Below are 22,992 nucleotides of genomic sequence, written 5' to 3'. Positions count from 1 at the left end.
GGCCGGAGGGAGCCGGTCAGAACAGCGCGCTGTACGCGTTGAGGGCCGGCTGGCCGCCGAGGTGGGCGTAGAGCACGGTCGAGTCCCGGCCGATCTCGCCGCGGTCCACCAGGTCGACCAGTCCGGCCATCGACTTCCCCTCGTAGACCGGGTCGGTGACCATGCCCTCCGTACGGGCGGCCAGCCGCATCGCGTCCAGCGTCGCCTCGTCCGGGACGCCGTACACCCCCGCGTGGTAGCGCGCGTCCAGCTCGACGTCGGCGGCGGTGACCGGGCGCTCGACGCCGATGAGCGCGGCGGTGTCCCGGGCGATCCGGGTGATCTGCTCATGGGTCCGGGCGGGCTCGGCGGAGGCGTCGACGCCGATGATCCGCCGGGCCGGGCCGCCCTCCTCGGCGAGCGCGGCGAAGCCCGCGACCATCCCGGCCTGGGTGGAGCCGGTCACCGAGCAGACCACGACCGTGTCGAAGAAGACGCCCAGCTCACGCTCCTGTTCGGCCACCTCGTAGGCCCAGTTGGCGAAGCCGAGCCCGCCGAGCCGGTGGTCGGAGGCACCGGCCGGAATGGCGTAGGGCCTGCCGCCGGCCTCCTCGACCTCGCGCAGCGCCTGTTCCCAGCTCTCCTTGAAGCCGATGCCGAACCCGGCCCGGACCAGCCGCACGTCGGCGCCCGCGAGCCGGCTGACCAGGATGTTGCCGACCTTGTCGTAGACCGGGTCGGGCCAGTCGACCCAGCTCTCCTGCACGAGGACGCACCTGAGGCCCGCGTGGGCGGCCACGGCGGCGACCTGACGGGTGTGGTTGGACTGGACGCCGCCGATCGACACGAGGGTGTCGCAGCCCTGGGCGAGGGCGTCGGCGACCAGGTACTCCAGCTTGCGGGTCTTGTTCCCGCCGTACGCGATGCCGGAGTTGCAGTCCTCGCGCTTGGCCCACAGGGCGGCGCCGCCGAGATGGGCGGAGAGCCGCTGGAGCGGGTGCACGGGCGAGGGCCCGAAGAGCAGCGGGTAGCGGTCGTGATCGGCGATCGTCGGCATGCGGGCTCCCGGTGGTGACGGACGGCGGACGGTCCCCTGAGGGACTCCTGCGGGCCGGGCGAACCGCCCGTGAAGGGCCGGGGCGTCCGGACCGGCGCCGGAACCGTCCGGGGCCGGGGACGCCGGCGCCGAACCGTCCGGAGCCGGGGCGCCCGCGCCGGAACGTCCCGGTGCCCGGCCGGCAGGAGTTCCTCAGGAATCCGTCGCCTCGTCGGCGAGCTCCTCCAGGGCGCGCCAGATCTCCGTCGTCACCCGCACCGCCTCCTCCGTGTCGCCCGCCTCGCAGGCCTCGATGAGGCGCGCGTGCAGCGCGGCGGAGCGGCAGGTGCCCGGGTCGCCGAAGAGGTGGCGCTCGACCCGGCGGATCAGCGGGGTGTAGCGCGCGATGGTGGCGGCGAGGGCGTGGTTGCCGCTGGCGCCGACGAGCACGTCGTGGAGTTCGTCGTCGGCGCGCAGTGCGGCGTCGACGTCCGAGGCGCGCACGGCCGCGTCGAACCGCGCGTTGGCCTCGCGCATGGCGCGGATGCCCTCGGGTCCGAGCAGCGGCACGGCGGTGCGGGCGGCGAGTTCGTGCATGACCCGCACGACGGAGGCGGCGTCCCGTACGACCCGGCTGACCAGGCGGGTGACGCGGGTGTAGCTCTGCGGCTTGGTCTCGACGAGCCCTTCGTCGCCGAGCCGGGCCAGGGCCTCGCGCACGGGTGCGCGCGAGAGGCCGAGCCGCTCGGCGAGTTCGCTGTCCTTGACCACGGAACCGGGCCGGAGTTCGCCGCGCACGATGGCCTCGCGCAGCGTCTCGTACGCCCGGTCACGCAGCAGGGTCCGGCCCACGGGCCGTAACACGTCCACGTCCATGGGCTGACATGTTAGGTGTCAGTCCATGGACGGCACCAGGCTCCGTGGGGTCAGCGGCGGGGCTGGCGGCGCCAGGGGCCGGTGATCGCGACCATGATGCCCGGATTCTGGATGCATGCGAAGAGGGTGTCGCCGTCCGGCGAGAAGACGACGCCGGCGAACTCGCTGTCGTTGAGGTCGTTGCGGGCGATCGGGTAGGTGCGGCCGCTCTCGGTGGCGCCGAAGAGGTGCTGGACGCCCTCGCCGTCCTCGGCGATGACGAGACCACCGTACGGGGAGACGGTGATGTTGTCGGGGCCGTCGTAGGCGCCGTCCTGGTCGGGGGCGGTGTTGACGCCCAGCAGCACCTTGAGGGTGAGGGTGCGGCGCTTGGGGTCGTAGAACCAGACCTGGCCGTCGTGCGGGGTGCCGGGGCTCTCCTCACGGGCGTACGAGGAGACGACGTAGGCGCCGCCGTCGGCCCACCACATGCCCTCCAGCTTGCGGGCGCGGGTGATCTCGCCGGCGCCGAACTGCTTGCGGACGGGGGTGGTGCGGGCGTCGCGGTCCGGGACGTCGACCCAGTCGACGCCGTAGACGGTGCCGATCCTCGCCGCGCGCGAGAGGTCGTCGACGAACCGGCCCGCCGAGTCGTAGCACCGGGGCGCCTGGAGGCGGCCGGCGTCGTCGGCGAGGGTCGCGAGCCGGCCGCGGCCGTGCTCGAAGCCCTGCGGCGGGACCCAGCGGTAGAGCAGGCCGTTGGGGCCGGAGGCGTCCTCGGTGAGGTAGGCGTGGCCGCGCCTGGGGTCGATGACGACGGCCTCGTGGTCGTAGCGGCCGAAGGCCTTGATCGGCTCGGGGTCGCAGTTGGCGCCGCGGTCGTGCGGGTCGACCTCGAAGACGTAACCGTGGTCCTTCGTCATGCCGTTGACACCGGCGCGGTCGGAGTTCTCCTCGCAGGTGAGCCAGGTGCCCCAGGAGGTGCGGCCGCCCGCGCAGTTGGTGGAGGTGCCGGCGATGCCGACGAACTCGACGACGGTGCCGTCGCGGTGCACCTCGACGACGGTGCAGCCGCCGGAGGCCGCCGGGTCGTAGACCAGGCCCTCGGTGAGCGGCACCGGGTGGGTCCACCGGGAGCGGGGGCCCTTGAGCTCGTGGTTGTTCACCAGGTACGTGGTGCCGCGCGGGCCCGCGAAGGTGCCGGTGCCGTCGTGCTTCTCGGGCGTGAACTCGCCGGACTCCAGGCGGGTGACGCCGCTGTGGGTGATGACGCGGTAGGTGAAGCCCTCGGGCAGGGCGAGGATGCCGTTCGGGTCGGCGAGCAGGGGCCCGTAGCCGAGGCGGTGTCCGTGGCCGTCGCCGTGGCCGTACGCCTCCTCGTGGTCGTCCGCGGCGAGCGCCTGCGGGGCGGTGGCGAGCGCGCCGACGGCGCCGGTGAGCGCGAGGCCGGCGCCGGTGGCGGCGGACTGCTTGGCGAACTCTCTGCGGTTGAGGGACATGACGGTCTTCTCCCTGTCGTCACCCGGTGTCGGCGACACGCTGGCGCCCGCGTATAAACGGCGGTTGAACAGAAAGGCGATGCCCCATGAACCTGCCCGCCCGTGGTCGGAGCGTCCTCGTCAGCGGTGCCTCGCGCGGTCTGGGCCGCGCGGTGGCCCGGGCCTTCGCGGCCAACGGCGACCGGGTGGCCGTGCACTACGGCTCGCGCGCCGAGGAGGCCCACGAGACCCTGGCCTCGCTCGAAGGCACCGGCCACGCCCTCGTCCGCGGCGACCTCGCCGATCCCGCGCAGGCCGCGCGGGTCGTGACCGAGGCGGCGGAGGCCCTCGGCGGCGCGGACAGCCCCGACAGCCCCATCGACGTTCTGGTCAACAACGCGGCCGTGAACCTGCCGCACCCGCCGGCGACGACGCCGTACGAGGAGTGGGTGGAGCTGTGGCAGCGCCACGTCTCGGTGAACCTGCTGGGCACGGCGTACCTCAGCCGGCTGGCCGCGGGCCGGATGATCGCGGCCGGCACCCCCGGCCGGATCGTCAACATCGGCTCCCGCGGCGCCTTCCGCGGCGAGCCGGACCACCCGGCCTACGGCGCGACGAAGGCCGCCGTCCACGCCCTCGGCCAGTCCCTCGCCGTGGCGCTCGCGCCCCACGGCATCGCGGTGGCGTCCGTCGCCCCCGGCTTCTTCAGCACGGAGCGGGTCGCGCCCCGGCTCACCGGCCCCGAGGCCGATTCCATCCGCGCCCAGAGCCCCTTCGGCCGGGTGGCGACCCCGGAGGAGATCGCGGCCGCGGTCCTCTGGCTCGCCTCTCCCGAGGCCGAGTGGGCCTCGGGCACGGTCCTGGACCTCAACGGGGCTTCGTACCTGCGCACCTGACCGGGCGCCCGGACGGCCGGCGCGCCCCCAGGCCCGGGGTCAGGTGCGGGACCTCGCCTTGAAGGCGGCCTTGCGGGCCTCCTTCGCCGAGGGCTTGTCGCGGTGCAGGCGGCCCATGGCGTCGAGCACGTCGGCCGTGGCCGGGTGGTCGACGCGCCAGGCGGCCTCGAAGAAGCCGCCGTGCCCGCCGGTCAGGCCCTCGATGAGGTCCTGGAGTTCCTCCGGGTCGCCGTCGGCGTCGAGGTGCGCCGCGATGGTGTCCACGGCCAGCCAGAAGATCATCGACTCCGGCGGCGCCGGGATGTCGGCCGCGCCCCGCTCGGCGAGCCAGACCCGGGCCAGGCCGCCGAGCTCGCGGTCGTCCAGCACCTCCCGTACGGCCGGTTCGGCGTCCGCGCCGACGAGGGAGAGCGCCTGCTGGGCGTGCAGGCGGCGCAGCGGGGCGCCGGCGTCGCCGCCCCGCGCGGCGGCGAGCAGTTCGCGCGCCGCGTCCTGGGCGGCGCGGCCTGCGATCCAGCCGGCCGTCTCGGCGCGCGCGGCCTCCTGCGGGTAGTGCGCGATGCCGTCGAGGAGCACGTCGGCGCCCTTGTCGGCGAGTTCGCCGACGGCGGGCGCGGTGAGCCCGGCCTCGAGCATGCGGGCCCGGATCGCGTAGAGGCCGAGCGGCGTGAGCCGCACCATGCCGTACCGGCTGACGTCCTCCTCGTCGAAGGGCTCGGCGGCCGACTCCCCGCCGGCTCCGCCCTCGGCGCCCTCCTCGATCATCAGGGCCTCGTCGACGGGCTCGTACGCGACGAGCCCGACCGGTTCGAGGATCCGGAACTGCTCGTCGAGCCGCATCATCGCGTCGGAGACCTGTTCCAGGACGGCGTCGGTGGGCTCGCCCATGTCCTCGGGCACGACCATCGACGCGGCGAGCGCGGGCAGCGGCACCGGGCCCTCGCCCGCCCCGCCCTCGCTGACGGTCAGCAGGTAGAGGTTGCCGAGGACGCCCTCCAGGAACTCGGCCTCGCCCTCCGGGTCCCAGTCCAGGGCCTCGAAGTCGATCGTGCCGTCCTCGCCGACCAGCGCTTCGAGGTCGTCGACGTACGGTGCGGTGGCGTCGGCGAAGACGGTGTCGAAGGCGTCGAGCCAGATCGCCAGGACGTCCTGGGGCGAACCGCCGGTGAGCAGCGCCAGGTTCTCGCCGGGCCGCGCGGTGCCGGTCTCGTCACCGGCCTCGTCCCCGGTCCCGCCCGCGGCACCTACCGTGCCGGCCGCCTCGGCCCCGTCGGCGTCCTCCGTCTCCTCCGGGTCCTCCACCTCGACCAGGCCCGTGTCGACGGCCACCCGCCACGCCTCGCTCGCGTACGCCTCGCCGTCCTCGTCGTCCGCGAGGCCGAGGACCTCGGCGGCGGCGGGCAGCTGCTCGTCGACGAGTTCGCCGCCCGCGCCCACCCGGGTCTCGGGGCCGGCCCAGCGGGCCAGCCGCACGGCGCGGGTGAGGAGGGGGGCGGCCAGGGCGTCCCGCGCCAGCTCCGCGTCCGAGCGCAGCCGAACGGGGGGAAGGGTCGGGCGGTCCGGTGCCATCTCGGGTGTTCTCCTCGGCGGGGCGACGGTTGACTGCTTCGGGGGCCTTCAGCGTAGACGCATTCGGGGGGCCGTCTGTCGGTTCACACAGGCGTCAGCCTTCGTACACCCGTCAACCCTTGACAAGTGCGCCCTCGGCCAACGAAATTGACGCGCGTAGATCGTTCGATCGAATGTCCAAACCCTCACGGAGTCCCTTGATGTCTTCCTCCATACCGAGATCCGCGGCCGTCGCCGCCGTCGTCTCCGCCGCTCTCGCCGCCGGTCTGGTGAGCGGCGCGTCCGCCTCCGCCGACGAGGCGACCGCCACCGGGACCGCAGCCGCGACCACCGCGGCGGCCTCCGTCCGGATCCACGACATCCAGGGCACCACCCGGGTCTCGCCGCTGGTCGGCAAGCAGGTCACCGGTGTCACGGGCGTCGTCACGGCCGTGCGCACCTACGGCTCGCGCGGCTTCTGGATCCAGGACCCGCAGGCCGACGACAACCCGGCCACCAGCGAGGGAATCTTCGTCTTCACCAGCTCCGTCCCGACGGTCGCGGTCGGCGACTCGGTGAGCGTCAACGGCACGGTCACCGAGTACGTGCCGGGCGGCCTGAACTCCGGCAACCAGTCGCTGACCCAGCTCTCCAAGCCGGCGGTCACCGTCCTGTCCAAGGGCAACCAGGTCCCGGCCCCCGTGACCGTCTGGGCCGGTTCCGTCCCGGACGCGTACACCCCCGCGGGCGACCCGGCGGCCGGCGGCTCGATCAACGGGCTCACCCTGCACCCGGAGACCTACGCCCTGGACTACTACGAGTCCCTGGAGGGCACCAACGTCCGCATCGGCTCCTCGCGCGTGGTCGGCGCCACCGACCCGTACCACGAGCTGTGGGTGACGGTGAAGCCGTTCGAGAACGACAACAGCCGCGGCGGCACGGTCTACGGTTCGTACGACTCCCAGAACACCGGGCGGCTCCAGATCCAGCAGCTCGCCCCGGTCGCCCAGCAGCCCTTCCCCAAGGCGAACGTCGGTGACTGGCTGGCCGGCACCACCGAGGGCCCGCTGGACTTCAACCAGTTCGGCGGCTACACGCTGGTCGCCAACAAGCTGGGCGAGCACGTGGACCTCGGCCTGGAGCGGGAGGTGACCGAGAAGCAGCACAAGAACGAGCTGGCGGTCGCCACGTACAACGTCGAGAACCTCGACCCGAGCGACCCGCAGGAGAAGTTCGACGCGCTCGCCAAGGCGGTCGTCGAGAACCTCGCCTCGCCCGACATCGTCGCCCTGGAGGAGATCCAGGACGACAACGGCGCCAAGAACGACGGCACGGTGACGGCCGGCGAGACGCTGAAGAAGTTCACCGCGGCGATCACCGCGGCCGGCGGCCCGGCGTACGAGTGGCGCTCGATCGACCCGCAGAACGGGAAGGACGGCGGCGAGCCCGGCGGCAACATCCGTCAGGTCTTCCTCTTCAACCCCGAGCGGGTCTCCTTCGTCGACCGCGCGGGCGGCGACGCGACCACCGCGACCGCGGTCACCGGCAGCAAGGGCGACGCCCATCTGACCCTCTCCCCCGGCCGGATCGACCCGGCGAACGCCGCGTGGGAGAACAGCCGCAAGCCGCTCGCGGGCGAGTTCCGCTTCCGCGGCCGCACGGTCATCGTGGTCGCCAACCACTTCGGCTCCAAGGGCGGCGACGAGTCGATCGTCTCGCACCACCAGCCGCCGGCCCGTTCCTCCGAGGCCAAGCGACTGCTCCAGGCGCAGGCGGTCAACGCCTTCGTGAAGGACGTCATCGCCCTGGACAAGCAGGCCGACGTGCTCGTCCTCGGCGACATCAACGACTTCGAGTTCTCCGGCACGACGCAGGCGCTGACCGACGGCGGCGCGCTGTTCCCGGCCGTGAAGTCGCTGCCGGCCGAGGAGCGCTACTCGTACGTCTACCAGGGCAACAGCCAGGTCCTCGACCAGATCCTGACCAGCCCCGGCGTGCACCACTTCGAGTACGACAGCGTGCACGTCAACGCGGAGTTCGCGGACCAGAACAGCGACCACGACCCGCAGGTGCTGCGCTTCCGCCCGTGATCAACGGGTAGGCACGGGTGTGCGAGACTGCGGCCGTGCTGCTGCGTCCCGCCACCCGTGCCGACCTGCCCGCCGTCCTGGCCCTCCTCGCCGACGAGGAGCGCGTGGTCGACCCGGCCTCGGTGACCGTGACCGCCGCCTACGAGCGCGCGTTCGCGGACATCGAGGCCGACCCGCGCAACGAGATGCTGGTGCTGGTCGACGACTCGGCCGGCGGCCCGGTCGTCGGCTGCCTCCAGGCCACGTACATCCCGGGCCTCGGCAAGGGCGGCGCCGAGCGGGCCCTGATCGAGGCGGTGCGGATCAGGGCCGACCGGCGCGGCGGCGGTCTCGGCCGCGAGCTGATGTCCCGGGCCGTCGCGCGGGCCCGCGCCCGCGGCTGCGCGCTCGTCCAGCTGACCAGCAACAAGTCCCGGACCGACGCCCACCGCTTCTACGCGTCGCTGGGCTTCGCCCGCAGCCACGACGGGTTCAAGCTGACCCTCTGAGCGGCTCAGCCGAGCAGGTGCCCGCCGCCGTCCACGAGCAGCACCTCACCCGTGATGTACGAGGCCTTCGCCAGGTCGTGGACGGCCTCCGCGATGTCCTCGGGCCGGCCCACCCGGCGCAGCGGCACGACCGACGCCACGTGCTCCTTGGCGGCGTCCGCGCCCTCGACGCCGTCGAACCAGGGCGTGTCGACGAGCCCGGGCGCGACCGCGTTGACCCGCACCTCGGGGCCGAGGGTCTTGGCGAGCAGCTTGGTCATGTGGTTCACGGCCGCCTTGGTCACCGCGTACGGGATGGAGCTGCCGCCGGGCCGGACGCCCGCCTGGGAGGAGATGTTGACGATCGCGCCGCGGCTCTCGCGCAGGTGCGGGACGGCGGCGGTGACGGTCTGCCAGACGCCGATGACGTTGACGTCGTAGAGGAGCCGCCAGACGTCGGGGGAGGCGGCGGCGAAGTCGTCGTGCGGGATGAACCTCGTCGTCCCGGCGCTGTTGACGAGGAGGTCGAGGCGGCCGAAGTGCGCCACGGTGTCCGCGACGAGCCGGGCGGCCTGGGTCTCGTCGGAGACGTCGGCCTGGAGGTAGTGGGCGCCGGGGAGTTCGGCGGCGAGCTTCTCCCCCGCCTCGACGGAGCGGGCGGAGTTGACGACGACCCGGTAGCCGGCGGCCGCGAGGCGGCGGGCGACGGCGGCCCCGATGCCGGAGGACGAGCCCGTGACGAGGGCGACACGCTGTTCACTCATGTGCTGATTCCTTCTGGACGACCTCCTGTCGCGCAGGGCGATCATGCCAGAGACGCGGGACGGCCCGCCGTCCCTTGGCGGGGCGGCGGGCCGTTCGCGGCGCACGGGGATCAGTTGTGGCTGTGCAGGATCTCGTTGAGACCGCCCCAGACCGCGTTGTTCGGGCGGGCCTCGACGGCGCCGGTGACCGAGTTGCGGCGGAAGAGGATGTTCGAGGCGCCGGAGAGGTCGCGGGCCTTGACGATCTCGCCGTCGGGCATGGTGACCCGGGTGCCGGCGGTGACGTAGAGACCGGCCTCGACGACGCACTCGTCGCCGAGCGCGATGCCGACGCCCGCCTCGGCGCCGATGAGGCAGCGCTCGCCGATCGAGATGACGACGTTGCCGCCGCCGGACAGGGTGCCCATGGTGGAGGCGCCGCCGCCGATGTCGGAGCCGTCGCCGATGACGACACCGGCGGAGATGCGGCCCTCGACCATGGAGGTGCCGAGGGTGCCGGCGTTGAAGTTGACGAAGCCCTCGTGCATGACGGTGGTGCCGGCGGCCAGGTGGGCGCCGAGGCGGACGCGGTCGGCGTCGGCGATGCGGACGCCGGCGGGCACGACGTAGTCGGTCATGCGGGGGAACTTGTCGATCGAGGTGACCTGGAGGTGCAGGCCCTCGGCGCGGGCGTTGAGCCGCACCTTCTCGATGTCGTCGACGGCGACCGGGCCGAGCGAGGTCCAGGCGACGTTGGCGAGGTGGCCGAAGATGCCGTCCAGGCTCTGGCCGTGCGGCTTGACCAGGCGGTGGCTGAGCAGGTGGAGCCGCAGGTAGACGTCGTGGGCGTCGAGCGGCTTGTCGTCGAGCGAGGCGATGACGGTGCGCACGGCGACCACCTCGACACCGCGGCGGGCGTCCACGCCGAGGGCCTTGGCGGCGCCCTCGCCGAGGGCGTTGACGGCCGCGTCGGCGTCGAGGCGCTCGGTGCCGGCGTGGCCGGGGGCGTCGGTCAGCTCGGGGGCGGGGAACCAGGTGTCGAGAACGGTGCCGTCGCCGGCGATGGTGGCGAGGCCGGCGGCGACGGCGCCGGTGGTGCGAGGAGCAGTGGTCATGACGGAAAACCTAACGGTCGGGCCCCCGCGCGGGCCAACCGGTCTCAGGTGTCGGTCCGCCGCCCTGGCGGTTCGGACGAGCCCGCGGGCCGGGGTTTCGGGCCTTCGTTCAGGAGCCGGGCGAGCATCTCGCGCGCGTACTCCTCGTCGTACCGGCCGCCGGTGAGCAGGACCTGGAGGCAGATGCCGTCCATCAGGGCGACGACGCCCCGGGCGGTGGCCGGGTCGGTGCGCGCGGCGAGCACGCTGCCGACGTCCTCGGCCCACTCGGCGGCGACGGGCCGCAGGGCGGGGCGGCGCAGGGCGGCGAGGTAGAGCTCGTACTCCAGCTCCACGCCGCTGCGCTCGCCGCCGATCCACGTGCCCATGAGCCGGGCGAGGACGGCGGCGAGGTCGGTGGCGGGGTCGGCGAGCTCGGGGCTCTCGCGCAGGGCGCGCCCGAAGTTGTCGTTGGCCTTGCGCAGGGCGGCGACGAGGAGTTCGTCGAGGGAGGCGAAGTGGTACGTGGTGGAGCCGAGCGGCACGTCGGCCTCGGCGGCGACGGTGCGGTGGCTCAGTCCGGCGATGCCGCCGCGGCCGACGACGCGGAGGGCGGCCTCGACGATCCGCTCGCGCCGCCCCGGGTCGTGGCGGCGGGGGCGGGGGCCCGCGGGGGCGGGGGGCATCAGTGCCCGCCGCCGAGGTTGAGGACGGTGACGCCGGCGATGATCAGGACGATTCCGGCGATCTTGGCGAGGGTCATGGACTCTCCGAGGAAGAGGGCGCCGATGGCGGCGACGGCCGCGGTGCCGATGCCGGACCAGATGGCGTAGGCGGTGCCGACCTCGAGGGTCTTGAGCGCCCTGGAGAGCAGCGCGAAGGCGAGCAGATAGCCGGCGCCGGTGATCAGCGAGGGGACCAGCCGGGAGAAGCCCTCGCTGTACTTCATCGAGGTGGTGGCGACGATCTCGGCCGCTATGGCCCCCGCGAGCAGTCCGTATCCCATGGGGGCGAGGGTACACATCGTTGCGTACGCCCGTACACAACGGCAGCCGATACGGTGTGCGCATGACATACCCTTCGGGGCCGTACGGATACGGGTACGGCTACGCTCCTCCGCCGCCTCCGCCGAAGCCCGGCGTGATACCCCTGGCCCCGCTGGGCCTCGGCGCCATCCTGAACGGCGTCTTCAGCACGTACGGGCGCTACTGGAAGTCGCTGGTCGGCACGGCGCTGCTCGCCTACACGGCCGCGACGGTGCTGATGGGCGGGGCACTCGCGCTCGGCTGGGTGGCCGTCGGCGACGACCTGAACCGGCTGGACGCCATGCCCGCCGGTGAATCCGCCGACTTCGACGACCTGCGGCCGCTGATCGTCGCCTTCGTCTGCGTGTGGCTCGTGGCCATGGCCGGCTGGATCGTCGCCAGCGGCCTCGTCTACGCCGCCGTCCCGGCGGTCCTGCAGGAAGCCGTCCTCGGTCGGCCCATGGGCTTCGGCGCCACGTGGCGCCGCGCCTGGTCCCGCCTGGGCTCCGTGATCGGCTCGCTGTTCCTGTCGACGCTCGCCGTGATCCTGCCGATGGTCCTCGTCTTCGTCGGCTTCGGCCTGGTGATCGCGGGCCTGATCGCGGGCATCGCCGCCTCCGAGAGCGGCTCGGGCGACGACGGCGCGGGCATGGCCGTGGCGGGTCTGCTGTTCTTCCTCGCCACCTTCGCGACCATGCCCCTCGTCGTGTGGCTCTGGGTCAAGTACAGCCTGGCCCCGGCGGCCGCCGTCATCGAGCACCAGGGCCCGCTGGGCTCGCTGCGCCGCTCCTCGGCCCTGGTCCGCGGCTCCTGGTGGCGGATCTTCGGCATCACGATCCTCGTCGGCATGATGGTCGGCGTGGTGAGCATGGTGATCCAGCAGATCGTGTCCTTCGCCGGCATGGTGCCCATGTCGGTCTACGACCCCGGCGACAACCCGACGCCGGGCGACGTGATCGCGGTCTTCGGCGGCGTCATGATCCTCGTCACCGCCGCCCAGCTGATCACCCAGGCGGTCTTCGCCCCGTTCCTCCCCCTGGTCTCGGGCCTCCTCTACGTCGACCAGCGCATCCGCAAGGAGAACCTGGCCCCGGTCCTGGCCCAGACGGCCGCGACGCCCTACTGAGCCGACGCCGGCGGACGCATCCGCGGGACTCCACGGACTCCGCGGACTCCCGCGGACGCGCGAAGGGCCGCACCCCCGAGGGGTGCGGCCCTTCCGCATGCCGTCGCTGCCGTCAGACGTTGAAGCCCAGCGCGCGCAGCTGCTCGCGGCCGTCGTCCGTGATCTTGTCCGGGCCCCACGGCGGCATCCAGACCCAGTTGATCTTCAGCTCGTTGACGATGCCGTCGGTGGCGGCCTTCGCCTGGTCCTCGATCACGTCGGTCAGCGGACAGGCCGCCGACGTCAGGGTCATGTCCAGCGTCGCGACGTTGGAGTCGTCGATGTGGATTCCGTAGATCAGGCCCAGGTTGACCACGTCGATGCCCAGCTCGGGGTCGACGACGTCGTACAGCGCCTCGCGGATCTCTTCCTCGGAGGCCGGCTTCATCGTGGCCTCGGCGTTCTCGGTCATGCCGACTTCCTCTCAGCGCCGTCACCCAGAGCCTGGGCGGTCGCGTCCTTCCACGCCATCCAGCTCAGCAGCGCGCACTTCACCCGGGCCGGGTACTTCGAGACACCGGCGAACGCGACCGCGTCCTCCAGGATCTCCTCCATCGCGTCGTCCGGCTCGATCTGGCCCTTGGACTGCATCAGCTCCAGGAAGGTGCCCTGGATCTTCTGCGCCTCGTCCAGCTCCTTGCCGACGAGCAGCTCGTTGAGCACGGACGCCGAGGCCTGGCTGATGGAGCAGCCCTGGCCCTCGTACGACACGTCCTCGATGCGCGAGCCGTCGTACTTCACGCGGAGCGTGATCTCGTCACCGCAGGTCGGGTTGACGTGGTGCACCTCGGCGTCGCCGTCCCGGAGACCACGACCATGCGGGTGCTTGTAGTGGTCCAGGATGACGTCCTGGTACATCGAATCCAGCTTCACGAGCCGTCCCCTAGCCGAAGAAGTTCCGTACGTGCTCCAGTCCCTCGACCAGGGCGTCGACCTCGGCCGGGGTGGAGTACAGATAGAACGACGCTCGCGTGGTCGCAGGAATTCCGTAGCGCAGGCAGACCGGGCGCGCGCAGTGGTGGCCGACGCGGACCGCGATGCCCTGCTCGTCGAGGACCTGGCCCACGTCGTGCGGGTGGATGTCGCCGAGCGTGAAGGAGATCGCGGCGCCGCGGTCCTCGGCCGTGGTCGGGCCGATGATCCGCAGGTCCGGCACCTCCTGGAGGCGGCGGACGGCGTACTCGGTGATCGCGTGCTCGTGGCGCGCGATGTTCTCCATGCCGATCGCCGACAGGTAGTCCACGGCCGCGCCGAGGCCGACGGCCTGGGCGATCGGGGGCGTACCCGCCTCGAACTTGTGCGGGGCCGGCGCGTAGGTGGAGGAGTGCATCGAGACGGTCTCGATCATCTCGCCGCCACCGAGGAACGGCGGCAGGTCCTCCAGGAGCTCCTGCCGTCCCCACAGCACGCCGATGCCGGTCGGGCCGCACATCTTGTGGCCGGTGAAGGCCACGAAGTCGGCCTGCAGCGCCTGCACGTCGAGCACCATGTGCGGGGCCGCCTGGGAGGCGTCGATGCACACGAGCGCACCGACCTCCTGGGCACGACGGATGATCGTCTCCACCGGGTTGAACGTGCCGAGCAGGTTCGACACCAAGGTGAAGGAGACGATCTTCGTCTTCTCGGTGATGAGCTCCTCGATGTTGGACAGGTCGAGCCTGCCCTCGTCGGTGAGCCCGAACCACTTCAGCTTCGCGCCGGTGCGCTGCGCGAGCAGCTGCCACGGCACGATGTTGGAGTGGTGCTCCATCTCCGTGATGACGATCTCGGTCTCGTGGTCCACGCGGTAGGGCTCGTCGGCCCAGCCCAGCATGTTGGCCACGAGGTTGAGCGACTCGGAGGCGTTCTTGGTGAAGATCACCTCGTCGCGGCTCGGCGCGTTGATGAAGGCGGCGACCTTGTCGCGGGCGCCCTCGTACAGCGCGGTGGCCTCCTCGGCGACCGTGTAGACCCCGCGGTGGACGTTGGCGTTGTGCCGCTCGTAGTAGGCGTTGAGCGCGTCGAGCACCTGGCGCGGCTTCTGCGAGGTCGCCGCGGAGTCCAGGTACACGATCTTCTTGCCGTCGTGGACCACGCGATCCAGGAGCGGGAAGTCCTTGCGGATCGCCTCGGTGTCGAGGAGGCCGGTCAGCCCCTGATGGGCGGAAGTCACGCGGATGCGCCACCCTTCACGTACTTGTCGTAGCCCTCGTTCTCCAGCTGGTCGGCGAGCTCGGCGCCGCCGGACTCGACGATGCGGCCGTTCGCGAAGACGTGCACGAAGTCGGGCTTGATGTAGCGGAGGATCCGCGTGTAGTGCGTGATCAGCAGGGTGCCGACCTCACCGGTCTCACGGACGCGGTTGACGCCCTCGGAGACGATGCGAAGGGCGTCGACGTCGAGGCCGGAGTCGGTCTCGTCGAGGATCGCGATCTTCGGCTTGAGCAGCTCGAGCTGGAGGATCTCGTGGCGCTTCTTCTCACCGCCGGAGAAGCCCTCGTTGACGTTGCGCTCGGCGAAGGCCGGGTCCATCTGGAGCTTCTCCATGGCCTCCTTGACCTCCTTCACCCAGGTGCGCAGCTTGGGCGCCTCGCCGCGGACGGCGGTGGCGGAGGTGCGCAGGAAGTTGGAGACCGAGACGCCGGGGACCTCGACCGGGTACTGCATGGCCAGGAAGACGCCGGCGCGGGCGCGCTCGTCGACCGACATCTCCAGGACGTCCTCGCCGTCGAGGGTGACGGTGCCGCCGGTGACCGTGTACTTCGGGTGGCCGGCCAGCGAGTACGCCAGGGTCGACTTGCCGGAGCCGTTCGGGCCCATGACGGCGTGGGTCTCGCCCTGCTTGATGGTCAGGTCGACACCCTTGAGGATCTCACGCGGACCGTTCTCGGCCTCGACGGAGACGTGCAGGTCGTGGATTTCAAGCGTTGCCATGGGTGACTCAGGACTCCTGGGTGACGGAGACGAGCACATCGTCCCCTTCGATCTTTACGGGGTATACGGGGACGGGGCGCGTCGCGGGAAGGCCGGACGGCTTGCCGGTGCGGAGGTCGAACGCGGATCCGTGCAGCCAGCACTCGATCTGGCAGTCCTCGACCTCGCCCTCCGAGAGGGAGACGTTGGCGTGCGAGCAGATGTCGTGGATCGCGAACACCTCGCCCTCGGTCTGGACGAGGGACACCGGCGTGCCGTCGAGTTCCACCCGCTTCGGGGTGTCCTCCTCCAGCTCGCTCAGCGCACAGGCGCGGACGAAGGCCATCAGACGGACGCCTCCAGCTCGGCCTCGATCTTGGCGATGAGGCGCTCCTCGACGTCCGGCAGACCGATCTGCTGGACCAGCTCGGCGAAGAAGCCGCGGACGACGAGGCGGCGGGCCTCGGCCTCCGGGATGCCGCGGGCCATCAGGTAGAAGAGCTGCTCGTCGTCGAAGCGGCCGGTGGCGGAGGCGTGGCCGGCGCCGGCGATCTCGCCGGTCTCGATCTCTAGGTTCGGCACGGAGTCGACCCGGGCGCCGTCGGTGAGGACCAGGTTCCGGTTGAGCTCGTAGGTGTCGGTGCCCTCGGCCTTGGCCTCGATGAGGACGTCGCCGATCCAGACCGCGTGGGCGTCCTGGCCCTGCAGCGCGCCCTTGTAGGCCACGTTGGACTTGCAGTGCGGCACGTTGTGGGTGACCAGGAGGCGGTGCTCCTGGTGCTGGCCGGCGTCGGTGAAGTAGAGGCCGAAGAGCTCGGCCTCGCCGCCGGGAGCCGCGTACGTCACGCGCGGGTGGATGCGGACGACGTCGCCGCCGAAGGTCACGACGACGGACTTGAAGGAGGCGTCGCGGCCGACCAGCGCGTTGTGCTGGGCGACGTGGACGGCCTTCTCGTCCCAGTCCTGGACGGAGACGACGGTGAGCTTGGCGCCGTCGCCGAGCACGTAGTCGACGTTGGCGGCGAGCACCGCGTCACCGGTGTGGTCGAGGACGACGACGGCCTCGGCGAAGGCGCCGAGTTCGATCACCTGGTGGCCGAAGGCGACCCCGCCCTCGCCGTGCACGGCGATGCGGATCGGCTCGGTGAGCACGGCCTCCTTGGCGACGGTGACGACCGAGGCCTTCTCGAAGGAGGTGTACGCCTGGGCGGCGACCCGGTCGACCGGCGTGCCGGCCTTGCCGAGGCGCGCGTCGTCGCGGCCCACGGTCTCCACGGTGACGCCCTCGGGGGCCTCGATCTCCACGCGGACGCCCTCGCCGGTGGCGACGGCGGTGCCGTCGTGCAGGCCGCGGAGCCGCTCCAGCGGGGTGAAGCGCCACTCCTCCTCGCGGCCGTGCGGGACGGGGAAGTCCGCGACGTCGAAGGACGGCGGGGCGCTCATGCGCGTGGCGACGGTGGACTCGGCGGCCACCGCGATCGAGCCCGCGGTGGTGGAGCCCGCGGGGATGTTCTGAGCCTCAGCCATGGCTGTCGTGTTGCTCTCTTCCTGCGTCAAAAGAAATCAGTGCTGCGGTACGGGTGGGGCGGGGCGAGGCCTGAAGGCCTTAGCCGACCGCGCCTTCCATCTGCAGCTCGATCAGCCGGTTGAGCTCCAGCGCGTACTCCATCGGCAGCTCCTTCGCGATGGGCTCGACGAAGCCGCGGACGATCATGGCCATCGCCTCGAACTCGGTGAGGCCGCGGCTCATCAGGTAGAAGAGCTGGTCCTCGGAGACCTTGGAGACGGTGGCCTCGTGGCCCATGGACACGTCGTCCTCACGGACGTCCACGTAGGGGTACGTGTCCGAGCGGGAGATCGTGTCGACGAGCAGCGCGTCGCACAGCACGTTCGACTTGGCGCCCGGGGCACCCTCGCCGATCTCGATGAGACCGCGGTAGGAGGTGCGGCCGCCGCCTCGCGCCACCGACTTGGAGACGATGTTGGAGGAGGTGTTCGGGGCCATGTGGACCATCTTGGCGCCGGCGTCCTGGTGCTGGCCCTCGCCCGCGAAGGCGATGGACAGGGTCTCGCCCTTGGCGTGCTCGCCCATCAGGTAGACGGCCGGGTACTTCATGGTGACCTTGGAGCCGATGTTGCCGTCGACCCACTCCATGGTGGCGCCCTCGTAAGCGACGGCGCGCTTGGTCACCAGGTTGTAGACGTTGTTCGACCAGTTCTGGATGGTCGTGTAGCGGCAGCGGCCGCCCTTCTTGACGATGATCTCGACCACGGCGCTGTGCAGCGAGTCCGAGGAGTAGATCGGGGCGGTGCAGCCCTCGACGTAGTGGACGTAGGCGTCCTCGTCGACGATGATCAGCGTCCGCTCGAACTGGCCCATGTTCTCCGTGTTGATGCGGAAGTAGGCCTGGAGCGGGATCTCGACGTGCACGCCCTTCGGCACGTAGATGAAGGAGCCGCCCGACCACACGGCGGTGTTCAGGGAGGCGAACTTGTTATCGCCGACCGGGATGACGGTGCCGAAGTACTCCTTGAAGAGCTCCTCGTGCTCCTTCAGCGCGGTGTCGGTGTCGACGAAGATGACGCCCTGCTCCTCCAGGTCCTCGCGGATCTGGTGGTAGACGACCTCGGACTCGTACTGGGCGGCGACACCGGCGACGAGGCGCTGCTTCTCCGCCTCCGGGATGCCGAGCTTGTCGTACGTGTTCTTGATGTCCTCCGGCAGGTCCTCCCAGGACTCGGCCTGCTTCTCGGTGGACCGCACGAAGTACTTGATGTTGTCGAAGTCGATGCCCGACAGGTCGGAGCCCCAGGTCGGCATGGGCTTCTTGTCGAAGAGCTTCAGACCCTTGAGCCGCAGCTTCAGCATCCACTCGGGCTCGTTCTTCTTCGCGGAGATGTCGCGGACGACGTCCTCGGAGAGACCTCGCTTCGCGGCGGCACCCGCCGCGTCCGAGTCGGCCCAGCCGTACTCGTACCGACCCAGGCCCTCGAGCTCGGGGTGGCTGATCTCGGTGGTCATGCGGGGTTCCTCCCGGCCGTGCTTGCGGATGCTGTGGATGAAGTGGTCTGGGGGGCGCTGTGCGGGATGAACGTCGTGCAGACGCCGTCACCATGCGCGATGGTGGCCAGGCGCTGGACGTGGGTCCCGAGGAGGCGGGAGAAGATCTCCGTCTCCGCCTCGCACAGCTGCGGATACTGCTCGGCGACGTGGGCGACCGGGCAGTGGTGCTGGCAGAGCTGCTCGCCGACCGGCGCGTTGCGCGCAGTGGCAGCGTACCCGTCGGCGGTCAGCGCCTTGGCCAGAGCCTCGGTGCGCTGGTCGGGGTCGGCGGACTCGACGGCCACCCGGTACGCCTCGGCCTGGGCCTCGACGCGGTCGCGGGCGAAGGCGGCGACGGCTGCCTCTCCCCCGGCGTTCCGCTCGATCCAGCGCAGTGCCTCGACGGCCAGCGCGTCGTAGGACTGGTCGAAGGCGTCCCGGCCGCAGTCGGTCAGCGCGAAGACCTTGGCGGGCCTGCCGCGGGTGCGGGCTCCGTAGACCCGCTTCTCGCGCGCTTCCACCACGTTGTCGGTGACCAGCGAGTCGAGGTGCCGGCGGACGGCGGCCTGGGTGAGGCCGAGCCGCTGGGCGAGATCGGCGACGGTCGAGGGCCCGTGGTCCAGGATGGAGCGCGCGACCCGGTTGCGCGTGGATCGCTCACCGGTCGCGAGTTCCTCCGTGGGAGCCTCACCGACGTTTTTCACAACGCCATTGTTGCGTAATTAATCAGGGACTGACAAGCGAGGCCGGGGCGCGCGACGGTGCCGTACGTCACGCAGGTAAGGCTTACCTGACCTGCGGAAACGATCATTCGTAGGACGAATCGCGATGCCCGTGACCAGCGGTTTCCGGCCGATCGGAGGACCCTACGGCGCGTAGATCGTCAGACCGCGGGACTCCGCCACACGGAGAAAAGTTTCCGCGTTGCGGACCGCCGCTCCGCCCGGGTCGTTGTTGAAGAAAACGAAGACGTCCGCCCGGTCCGGCCAGGTCCCGGCCAGCCGCTCCGCCCAGCTCACCAGCGCCTGGCGGCCGTACGAGGGATGCGGCCGCGCCCGGCCCTCGTGCAGCCGCAGATAACCCCAGTCCGCCGTCCGCCACAGCGGGGCCGCCGGACGGGAACCGCGGTCCGCCCAGCACAGCGTGGCTCCCCGCTCCTCCAGGACGCCGCGGACCTCCTCCGTCCACCACGACTCGTGCCGCGGCTCGACCGCCACCCTGGTCCCCTCGGGGAACCGGGCCAGCGCCGCTTCCAGCAGCCCGGGGTCGGCCCGGAGCGTCGGCGGCAGCTGGAGCAGTACGGGCCCCAGCCGGTCGCCCAGCGCCTCCGCGCGGCCCATCAGCCGCGCCACGGGCTCCTCGGGGTCCTTCAGCCGCTTGATGTGCGTGAGATAGCGGCTGGCCTTCACCGCCATGACGAAGCCCTCGGGCGTCCGCTCCCGCCAGGCCGCGAAGGTGGTCTTCTCCGGCAGCCGGTAGAAGGCGTTGTTGTTCTCGACGACCGCGAAGTTCCGGGCGTACTCCTCCAGCCAGAGCCGCTGGGGCACGTCCTCGGCGTAGAGCACGCCCCGCCAGTCCCGGTACTGCCACCCGGAGGTGCCGACGAACACCGGCATACGGTGATCCTGCCCGATTCCGGACCGTTCACCCGGCCCCGCGCCGGAGGACCACCGCGCACCTCTCTAGACTTCCCGGCATGCGAAACGAGTCCGTCGAGTCCGTGGTCCGGGTCCGGGGCCTGGTCAAGCGGTACGGGACGAAGACCGCCGTTGACGGCCTCGACCTCGACGTCCGGGCCGGGACCGTCACCGCCGTCCTCGGGCCCAACGGGGCCGGCAAGACCACCACGATCGAGAGCTGCGAGGGCTACCGGAGGCCGGACGCCGGCACCGTCCGCGTCCTCGGCCTCGACCCGGTCGCCGACGCGGCCGCCCTGCGGCCCCGGATCGGCGTGATGCTCCAGTCCGGCGGCGTCTACTCCGGCGCCCGCGCCGACGAGATGCTCCGCCACATGGCGAAGCTGCACGCCCACCCGCTCGACGTGGACGCCCTGATCGAGCGCCTCGGCCTCGGCTCCTGCGGACGCACCACCTACCGGCGGCTCTCCGGCGGCCAGCAGCAGCGGCTCTCGCTCGCCATGGCCGTCGTGGGCCGCCCCGAGCTGGTCTTCCTCGACGAGCCGACCGCCGGACTCGACCCGCAGGCCCGCCGCGCCACCTGGGACCTGGTCCGCGAGCTGCGCGCCGACGGCGTGACGGTCGTGCTGACCACCCACTTCATGAACGAGGCGGAGGAGCTCGCCGACGACGTCGCCATCGTCGACGGCGGCCGGGTCGTCGCCCAGGGCAGCCCCGAGGAGCTGTGCCGGGGCGGCGCCGAGAACACCCTGCGCTTCACGGGCCGCCCCGGCCTCGACCTCGGCTCGCTGCTGAAGGCCCTGCCCGACGGCAGCTCCGCGGCGGAACCGCTGCCCGGCACGTACCGGATCACCGGCGAGGTGGGGCCCCAGCTGCTCGCCACCGTCACCAGCTGGTGCGCGCAGCACGGTGTGATGCCCGACCGGATCTCGGTCGAACGCCACACCCTCGAAGACGTCTTTCTGGAGCTGACCGGCAAGGAGCTGAGGTCATGAACCCAGGCCGCACCGAGATCTGCCGGGGGTCCGGGGGTCGTCCCCCGGAAAAGCACAGCCTGGAGCTGACGGGCAAGGAGCTGAGGTCGTGAGCACGAACGGGACCGTGGGTACGGGGACGTACGCGCCGAGGCCCGGGGCCGCGCCCGTCGGGCGGATGATCGCCGCGCAGACCGCGCTCGAGACGCGGATGCTGCTGCGCAACGGCGAGCAGCTGCTGCTCACGGTGATCATCCCCTCCCTCCTCCTCGTGCTGTTCTCGACGGTCGACATCGTCGACACGGGCACGGCCACGGGCGCGGGCAAGGCCGTCGACTTCCTCGCCCCGGGCGTGCTCGCGCTCGCCGTGATGTCCACCGCCTTCACCGGGCAGGCCATCGCGACCGGCTTCGAGCGCCGTTACGGCGTGCTCAAGCGGCTCGGCGCCTCGCCGCTGCCGCGCTGGGCGCTGATGACCGCCAAGACGCTGTCGGTGCTCGTCACCGAGGTGCTCCAGGTGGTGCTCCTCACGGTGATCGCGCTGGCGCTCGGCTGGTCGCCGCAGGGAAGCCCGCTCGCCGTGCTCGCCCTCCTCGTCCTCGGCACCGCCGCCTTCTCCGGGCTCGGTCTGCTGATGGCCGGCACCCTGAAGGCGGAGGCCACGCTGGCGGCGGCGAACCTGGTGTTCCTGCTGCTCCTGGTCGGCGGCGGAGTGATCGTGCCGCTGGAGAAGTTCGGCGCCGCGGGCGACGTGCTCGCGCTGCTGCCGATCTCCGCGCTGTCCGACGGACTGCGCGACGTCCTTCAGGGCGGCGCCGGGATGCCGTGGGGCGACGCCCTGATCCTCGCCGTCTGGGCGGTCGTGGGGCTCGGCGCGGCGGCCCGGTTCTTCCGCTGGGAGTGACGCGCCGCGTAGTCACGGGGTGACGTTTCGGGGTGACTCGCCCCGTAACCACCCCCTCGTGAAAGCGTGCACAAGCCCCCGCCTACGATGGGGCCCGTGCAGACCCCCCTCGCCTTCATCGCCAGGCGCTGGACCCCGTCCCCCCGGACGCTCCGGCGCGCCGCGCTGTCCGCCGTCGTGATGAGCGTGCTCATCATCGTCACCGGCGGCGCGGTCCGGCTGACCGGTTCCGGACTCGGCTGCGACACGTGGCCCAAGTGCACGGAAGACAGCCTGATCGTCACGCCCGAGCAGGGCTACCGCGGCTTGATCGAGTTCGGCAACCGCATGCTGACGTACGTCCTGTCGGCGGCCGTCGGCTGGGCGATCGTCGCCGCGCGCTCGGTGAAGCCGCGCCGCCGGGGGCTCTCCCGGCTCGCCTGGGCCCAGTTCTGGATCGTGATGAGCAACGCCGTCATCGGCGGCATCACCGTGTGGATGGGCCTCAACCCGTGGACGGTGGCCGGGCACTTCCTGGCCGCGAACTCGCTCCTCACGGTGGCCGTCATCACCTGGCACCGCGCCGGTGAGGGCGACACCGCGCCGAAGCCGCGGGTCCCGCGCCCGGTGCGCAAGCTGTCCTGGGCGATCGTCCTCACCTCCGGGCTGCTCATCGTGCTCGGTACGACGGTGACCGGCGCCGGCAAGCACGCCGGCGACAGCAGCGACGTGCCGCGCATGCCGTGGGACTGGACGGACGCCGCCCACGTGCACGCGATCGCCGCCTGGGTGGTCTGCGCCCTCGCGCTCGCGATGTGGCTGGTCCTGCGCGTGGTCGACGCGCCCGACGACACCCGGGCGCGCGCCCGCGACCTGCTGATCGTGCTGGCCGCGCAGGGAGCGCTGGGCTACCTCCAGTACTTCACGGGCGTCCCTGAGGTCTTGGTCGCCGCCCACATGCTCGGCTCGTCGCTGATGTGGATCTCGGTGCTGCGGCTGGCGCTCAGCCTGCGGGAGAGGCCTCAGAGCTCCGCGCCGCTTCCCGCCCAGGCGGAACGGGCCAGCCTTTCGGCTGCGTGAGTGCCGCACGCGGCGGGGAGCAGGCCGCGCAAGGCGGCATCGGCTACCTCCAGTAGGGGCCATCCCCGCGAGGGCGTGCGGCACGCCGGCTAACGACGGTGACGGCC

General features: G+C 71.8%; 24 protein-coding genes. 7 read left to right on the top strand and 17 right to left on the bottom strand.

What is annotated here, in order from left to right; translation table 11 throughout:
- Positions 1-16: 16 nt before the first annotated feature.
- The 3 genes from ACFWJO_RS32990 to ACFWJO_RS32980 form a co-directional block, all read right to left on the bottom strand.
- Positions 17-1,036, bottom strand: coding sequence for a 1-aminocyclopropane-1-carboxylate deaminase (locus ACFWJO_RS32990; protein ID WP_385693446.1), 1,020 nt, complete (start codon positions 1,034-1,036; stop codon positions 17-19).
- A gap of 192 nt (positions 1,037-1,228) precedes the next feature.
- Positions 1,229-1,885, bottom strand: a complete 657-nt coding sequence (locus ACFWJO_RS32985; protein WP_386871187.1) for a GntR family transcriptional regulator — start codon at positions 1,883-1,885, stop codon at positions 1,229-1,231.
- A 56-nt stretch (positions 1,886-1,941) separates the two neighbouring features.
- Complete coding sequence (locus ACFWJO_RS32980) at positions 1,942-3,369, bottom strand: alkaline phosphatase PhoX (protein WP_386871151.1); 1,428 nt, start codon at positions 3,367-3,369, stop codon at positions 1,942-1,944.
- 86 nt (positions 3,370-3,455) lie between these two features.
- Here ACFWJO_RS32980 and ACFWJO_RS32975 point away from each other — a divergent pair, with 86 nt between their 5' ends.
- Complete coding sequence (locus ACFWJO_RS32975; RefSeq protein WP_386871150.1) at positions 3,456-4,244, top strand: SDR family NAD(P)-dependent oxidoreductase; 789 nt, start codon at positions 3,456-3,458, stop codon at positions 4,242-4,244.
- A gap of 39 nt (positions 4,245-4,283) precedes the next feature.
- On the opposite strand, the gene ACFWJO_RS32970 is transcribed toward ACFWJO_RS32975, so the two are convergent.
- Entirely contained in the window at positions 4,284-5,813 is a 1,530-nt protein-coding gene (locus ACFWJO_RS32970; protein ID WP_386871148.1) for a hypothetical protein, read from the bottom strand.
- A gap of 200 nt (positions 5,814-6,013) precedes the next feature.
- Here ACFWJO_RS32970 and ACFWJO_RS32965 point away from each other — a divergent pair, with 200 nt between their 5' ends.
- The gene (locus tag ACFWJO_RS32965) at positions 6,014-7,882 is read left to right on the top strand and encodes an endonuclease/exonuclease/phosphatase family protein (RefSeq protein WP_386871146.1); all 1,869 of its coding nucleotides are present in this window, start codon (positions 6,014-6,016) and stop codon (positions 7,880-7,882) included.
- A gap of 35 nt (positions 7,883-7,917) precedes the next feature.
- The gene (locus ACFWJO_RS32960; RefSeq protein WP_386871144.1) at positions 7,918-8,370 is read left to right on the top strand and encodes a GNAT family N-acetyltransferase; all 453 of its coding nucleotides are present in this window, start codon (positions 7,918-7,920) and stop codon (positions 8,368-8,370) included.
- A 5-nt stretch (positions 8,371-8,375) separates the two neighbouring features.
- Here the strand turns inward: ACFWJO_RS32960 and ACFWJO_RS32955 are convergent, their stop codons facing one another.
- From ACFWJO_RS32955 to ACFWJO_RS32940, 4 genes are all read right to left on the bottom strand, one after another.
- Positions 8,376-9,113 (bottom strand): SDR family NAD(P)-dependent oxidoreductase, encoded by a 738-nt coding sequence (locus ACFWJO_RS32955; protein ID WP_386871142.1) that lies wholly within the window; start codon positions 9,111-9,113, stop codon positions 8,376-8,378.
- Between the two features lie 110 nt (positions 9,114-9,223).
- Positions 9,224-10,207, bottom strand: coding sequence for a 2,3,4,5-tetrahydropyridine-2,6-dicarboxylate N-succinyltransferase (gene dapD, locus ACFWJO_RS32950; protein WP_386871140.1), 984 nt, complete (start codon positions 10,205-10,207; stop codon positions 9,224-9,226).
- A gap of 44 nt (positions 10,208-10,251) precedes the next feature.
- Positions 10,252-10,872, bottom strand: a complete 621-nt coding sequence (locus ACFWJO_RS32945) for a TetR/AcrR family transcriptional regulator (RefSeq protein WP_386871138.1) — start codon at positions 10,870-10,872, stop codon at positions 10,252-10,254.
- Positions 10,872-11,192 carry a DMT family transporter gene (locus tag ACFWJO_RS32940; RefSeq protein WP_386871136.1) on the bottom strand — a complete coding sequence of 107 codons (321 nt, stop codon included), beginning with the start codon at positions 11,190-11,192 and terminating at the stop codon, positions 10,872-10,874. Before ACFWJO_RS32940 ends, ACFWJO_RS32945 begins: the two co-directional genes overlap by 1 nt.
- Positions 11,193-11,254: 62 nt before the next feature.
- Between ACFWJO_RS32940 and ACFWJO_RS32935 the strand changes: the two genes are divergently transcribed.
- The gene (locus ACFWJO_RS32935) at positions 11,255-12,337 is read left to right on the top strand and encodes an oxidoreductase (protein WP_386871134.1); all 1,083 of its coding nucleotides are present in this window, start codon (positions 11,255-11,257) and stop codon (positions 12,335-12,337) included.
- A 112-nt stretch (positions 12,338-12,449) separates the two neighbouring features.
- On the opposite strand, the gene ACFWJO_RS32930 is transcribed toward ACFWJO_RS32935, so the two are convergent.
- From ACFWJO_RS32930 to ACFWJO_RS32890, 9 genes are all read right to left on the bottom strand, one after another.
- The gene (locus tag ACFWJO_RS32930; RefSeq protein WP_384413075.1) at positions 12,450-12,788 is read right to left on the bottom strand and encodes a metal-sulfur cluster assembly factor; all 339 of its coding nucleotides are present in this window, start codon (positions 12,786-12,788) and stop codon (positions 12,450-12,452) included.
- Entirely contained in the window at positions 12,785-13,249 is a 465-nt protein-coding gene (gene sufU, locus ACFWJO_RS32925) for a Fe-S cluster assembly sulfur transfer protein SufU (RefSeq protein WP_386871131.1), read from the bottom strand. Before sufU ends, ACFWJO_RS32930 begins: the two co-directional genes overlap by 4 nt.
- 10 nt (positions 13,250-13,259) lie before the next feature.
- Entirely contained in the window at positions 13,260-14,528 is a 1,269-nt protein-coding gene (locus ACFWJO_RS32920) for a cysteine desulfurase (RefSeq protein WP_386871129.1), read from the bottom strand.
- Positions 14,525-15,289 carry a Fe-S cluster assembly ATPase SufC gene (gene sufC, locus ACFWJO_RS32915; protein ID WP_384413067.1) on the bottom strand — a complete coding sequence of 255 codons (765 nt, stop codon included), beginning with the start codon at positions 15,287-15,289 and terminating at the stop codon, positions 14,525-14,527. The genes ACFWJO_RS32920 and sufC overlap by 4 nt, the downstream gene beginning before the upstream one ends.
- 7 nt (positions 15,290-15,296) lie before the next feature.
- Positions 15,297-15,614 (bottom strand): non-heme iron oxygenase ferredoxin subunit, encoded by a 318-nt coding sequence (locus tag ACFWJO_RS32910; RefSeq protein WP_356691724.1) that lies wholly within the window; start codon positions 15,612-15,614, stop codon positions 15,297-15,299.
- On the bottom strand, positions 15,614-16,795 hold the full coding sequence (gene sufD / locus ACFWJO_RS32905) for a Fe-S cluster assembly protein SufD (RefSeq protein ID WP_385693450.1): 1,182 nt from the start codon (positions 16,793-16,795) through the stop codon (positions 15,614-15,616). Before sufD ends, ACFWJO_RS32910 begins: the two co-directional genes overlap by 1 nt.
- Before the next feature lie 79 nt (positions 16,796-16,874).
- On the bottom strand, positions 16,875-18,290 hold the full coding sequence (gene sufB, locus ACFWJO_RS32900) for a Fe-S cluster assembly protein SufB (RefSeq protein ID WP_386871127.1): 1,416 nt from the start codon (positions 18,288-18,290) through the stop codon (positions 16,875-16,877).
- Positions 18,287-19,015, bottom strand: coding sequence for a helix-turn-helix transcriptional regulator (locus ACFWJO_RS32895; protein WP_386871125.1), 729 nt, complete (start codon positions 19,013-19,015; stop codon positions 18,287-18,289). Before ACFWJO_RS32895 ends, sufB begins: the two co-directional genes overlap by 4 nt.
- A gap of 162 nt (positions 19,016-19,177) precedes the next feature.
- Positions 19,178-19,927, bottom strand: coding sequence for a DUF72 domain-containing protein (locus tag ACFWJO_RS32890; RefSeq protein ID WP_386871123.1), 750 nt, complete (start codon positions 19,925-19,927; stop codon positions 19,178-19,180).
- 80 nt (positions 19,928-20,007) lie between these two features.
- On the opposite strand from ACFWJO_RS32890, the gene ACFWJO_RS32885 reads away from it, so the two are divergent.
- The 3 genes from ACFWJO_RS32885 (at position 20,008) to ACFWJO_RS32875 (ending at position 22,885) form a co-directional block, all read left to right on the top strand.
- Positions 20,008-20,943, top strand: a complete 936-nt coding sequence (locus ACFWJO_RS32885; protein WP_386871121.1) for an ABC transporter ATP-binding protein — start codon at positions 20,008-20,010, stop codon at positions 20,941-20,943.
- Between the two features lie 157 nt (positions 20,944-21,100).
- A complete protein-coding gene (locus ACFWJO_RS32880) occupies positions 21,101-21,826 on the top strand; it encodes an ABC transporter permease (RefSeq protein ID WP_386871185.1) in 726 nt (241 codons plus the stop codon).
- An 87-nt stretch (positions 21,827-21,913) separates the two neighbouring features.
- Positions 21,914-22,885 (top strand): heme A synthase, encoded by a 972-nt coding sequence (locus ACFWJO_RS32875; RefSeq protein ID WP_386871119.1) that lies wholly within the window; start codon positions 21,914-21,916, stop codon positions 22,883-22,885.
- Positions 22,886-22,992: the final 107 nt, after the last annotated feature.

The organism is Streptomyces sp. NPDC127092 (assembly GCF_042722475.1).
Taxonomy (GTDB): domain Bacteria; phylum Actinomycetota; class Actinomycetes; order Streptomycetales; family Streptomycetaceae; genus Streptomyces.
The sequence above is the reverse complement of the archived record's forward strand: the minus strand, read 5'-3'. Positions and strand labels throughout refer to the sequence as shown.

What these genes read in the sequence shown, in the direction of transcription:
- ACFWJO_RS32990 (WP_385693446.1), bottom strand. Translation starts at nt 1,036, where the DNA reads ATGCCGACGATCGCCGATCACGACCGCTACCCGCTGCTCTTCGGGCCC.
- ACFWJO_RS32980 (WP_386871151.1), bottom strand. Translation starts at nt 3,369, where the DNA reads ATGTCCCTCAACCGCAGAGAGTTCGCCAAGCAGTCCGCCGCCACCGGC.
- ACFWJO_RS32975 (WP_386871150.1), top strand. Translation starts at nt 3,456, where the DNA reads ATGAACCTGCCCGCCCGTGGTCGGAGCGTCCTCGTCAGCGGTGCCTCG.
- ACFWJO_RS32970 (WP_386871148.1), bottom strand. Translation starts at nt 5,813, where the DNA reads ATGGCACCGGACCGCCCGACCCTTCCCCCCGTTCGGCTGCGCTCGGAC.
- ACFWJO_RS32965 (WP_386871146.1), top strand. Translation starts at nt 6,014, where the DNA reads ATGTCTTCCTCCATACCGAGATCCGCGGCCGTCGCCGCCGTCGTCTCC.
- ACFWJO_RS32955 (WP_386871142.1), bottom strand. Translation starts at nt 9,113, where the DNA reads ATGAGTGAACAGCGTGTCGCCCTCGTCACGGGCTCGTCCTCCGGCATC.
- dapD (WP_386871140.1), bottom strand. Translation starts at nt 10,207, where the DNA reads ATGACCACTGCTCCTCGCACCACCGGCGCCGTCGCCGCCGGCCTCGCC.
- ACFWJO_RS32945 (WP_386871138.1), bottom strand. Translation starts at nt 10,872, where the DNA reads ATGCCCCCCGCCCCCGCGGGCCCCCGCCCCCGCCGCCACGACCCGGGG.
- ACFWJO_RS32940 (WP_386871136.1), bottom strand. Translation starts at nt 11,192, where the DNA reads ATGGGATACGGACTGCTCGCGGGGGCCATAGCGGCCGAGATCGTCGCC.
- ACFWJO_RS32935 (WP_386871134.1), top strand. Translation starts at nt 11,255, where the DNA reads ATGACATACCCTTCGGGGCCGTACGGATACGGGTACGGCTACGCTCCT.
- ACFWJO_RS32930 (WP_384413075.1), bottom strand. Translation starts at nt 12,788, where the DNA reads ATGACCGAGAACGCCGAGGCCACGATGAAGCCGGCCTCCGAGGAAGAG.
- sufC (WP_384413067.1), bottom strand. Translation starts at nt 15,289, where the DNA reads ATGGCAACGCTTGAAATCCACGACCTGCACGTCTCCGTCGAGGCCGAG.
- ACFWJO_RS32910 (WP_356691724.1), bottom strand. Translation starts at nt 15,614, where the DNA reads ATGGCCTTCGTCCGCGCCTGTGCGCTGAGCGAGCTGGAGGAGGACACC.
- sufD (WP_385693450.1), bottom strand. Translation starts at nt 16,795, where the DNA reads ATGGCTGAGGCTCAGAACATCCCCGCGGGCTCCACCACCGCGGGCTCG.
- sufB (WP_386871127.1), bottom strand. Translation starts at nt 18,290, where the DNA reads ATGACCACCGAGATCAGCCACCCCGAGCTCGAGGGCCTGGGTCGGTAC.
- ACFWJO_RS32890 (WP_386871123.1), bottom strand. Translation starts at nt 19,927, where the DNA reads ATGCCGGTGTTCGTCGGCACCTCCGGGTGGCAGTACCGGGACTGGCGG.
- ACFWJO_RS32885 (WP_386871121.1), top strand. Translation starts at nt 20,008, where the DNA reads ATGCGAAACGAGTCCGTCGAGTCCGTGGTCCGGGTCCGGGGCCTGGTC.
- ACFWJO_RS32880 (WP_386871185.1), top strand. Translation starts at nt 21,101, where the DNA reads ATGATCGCCGCGCAGACCGCGCTCGAGACGCGGATGCTGCTGCGCAAC.
- ACFWJO_RS32875 (WP_386871119.1), top strand. Translation starts at nt 21,914, where the DNA reads ATGGGGCCCGTGCAGACCCCCCTCGCCTTCATCGCCAGGCGCTGGACC.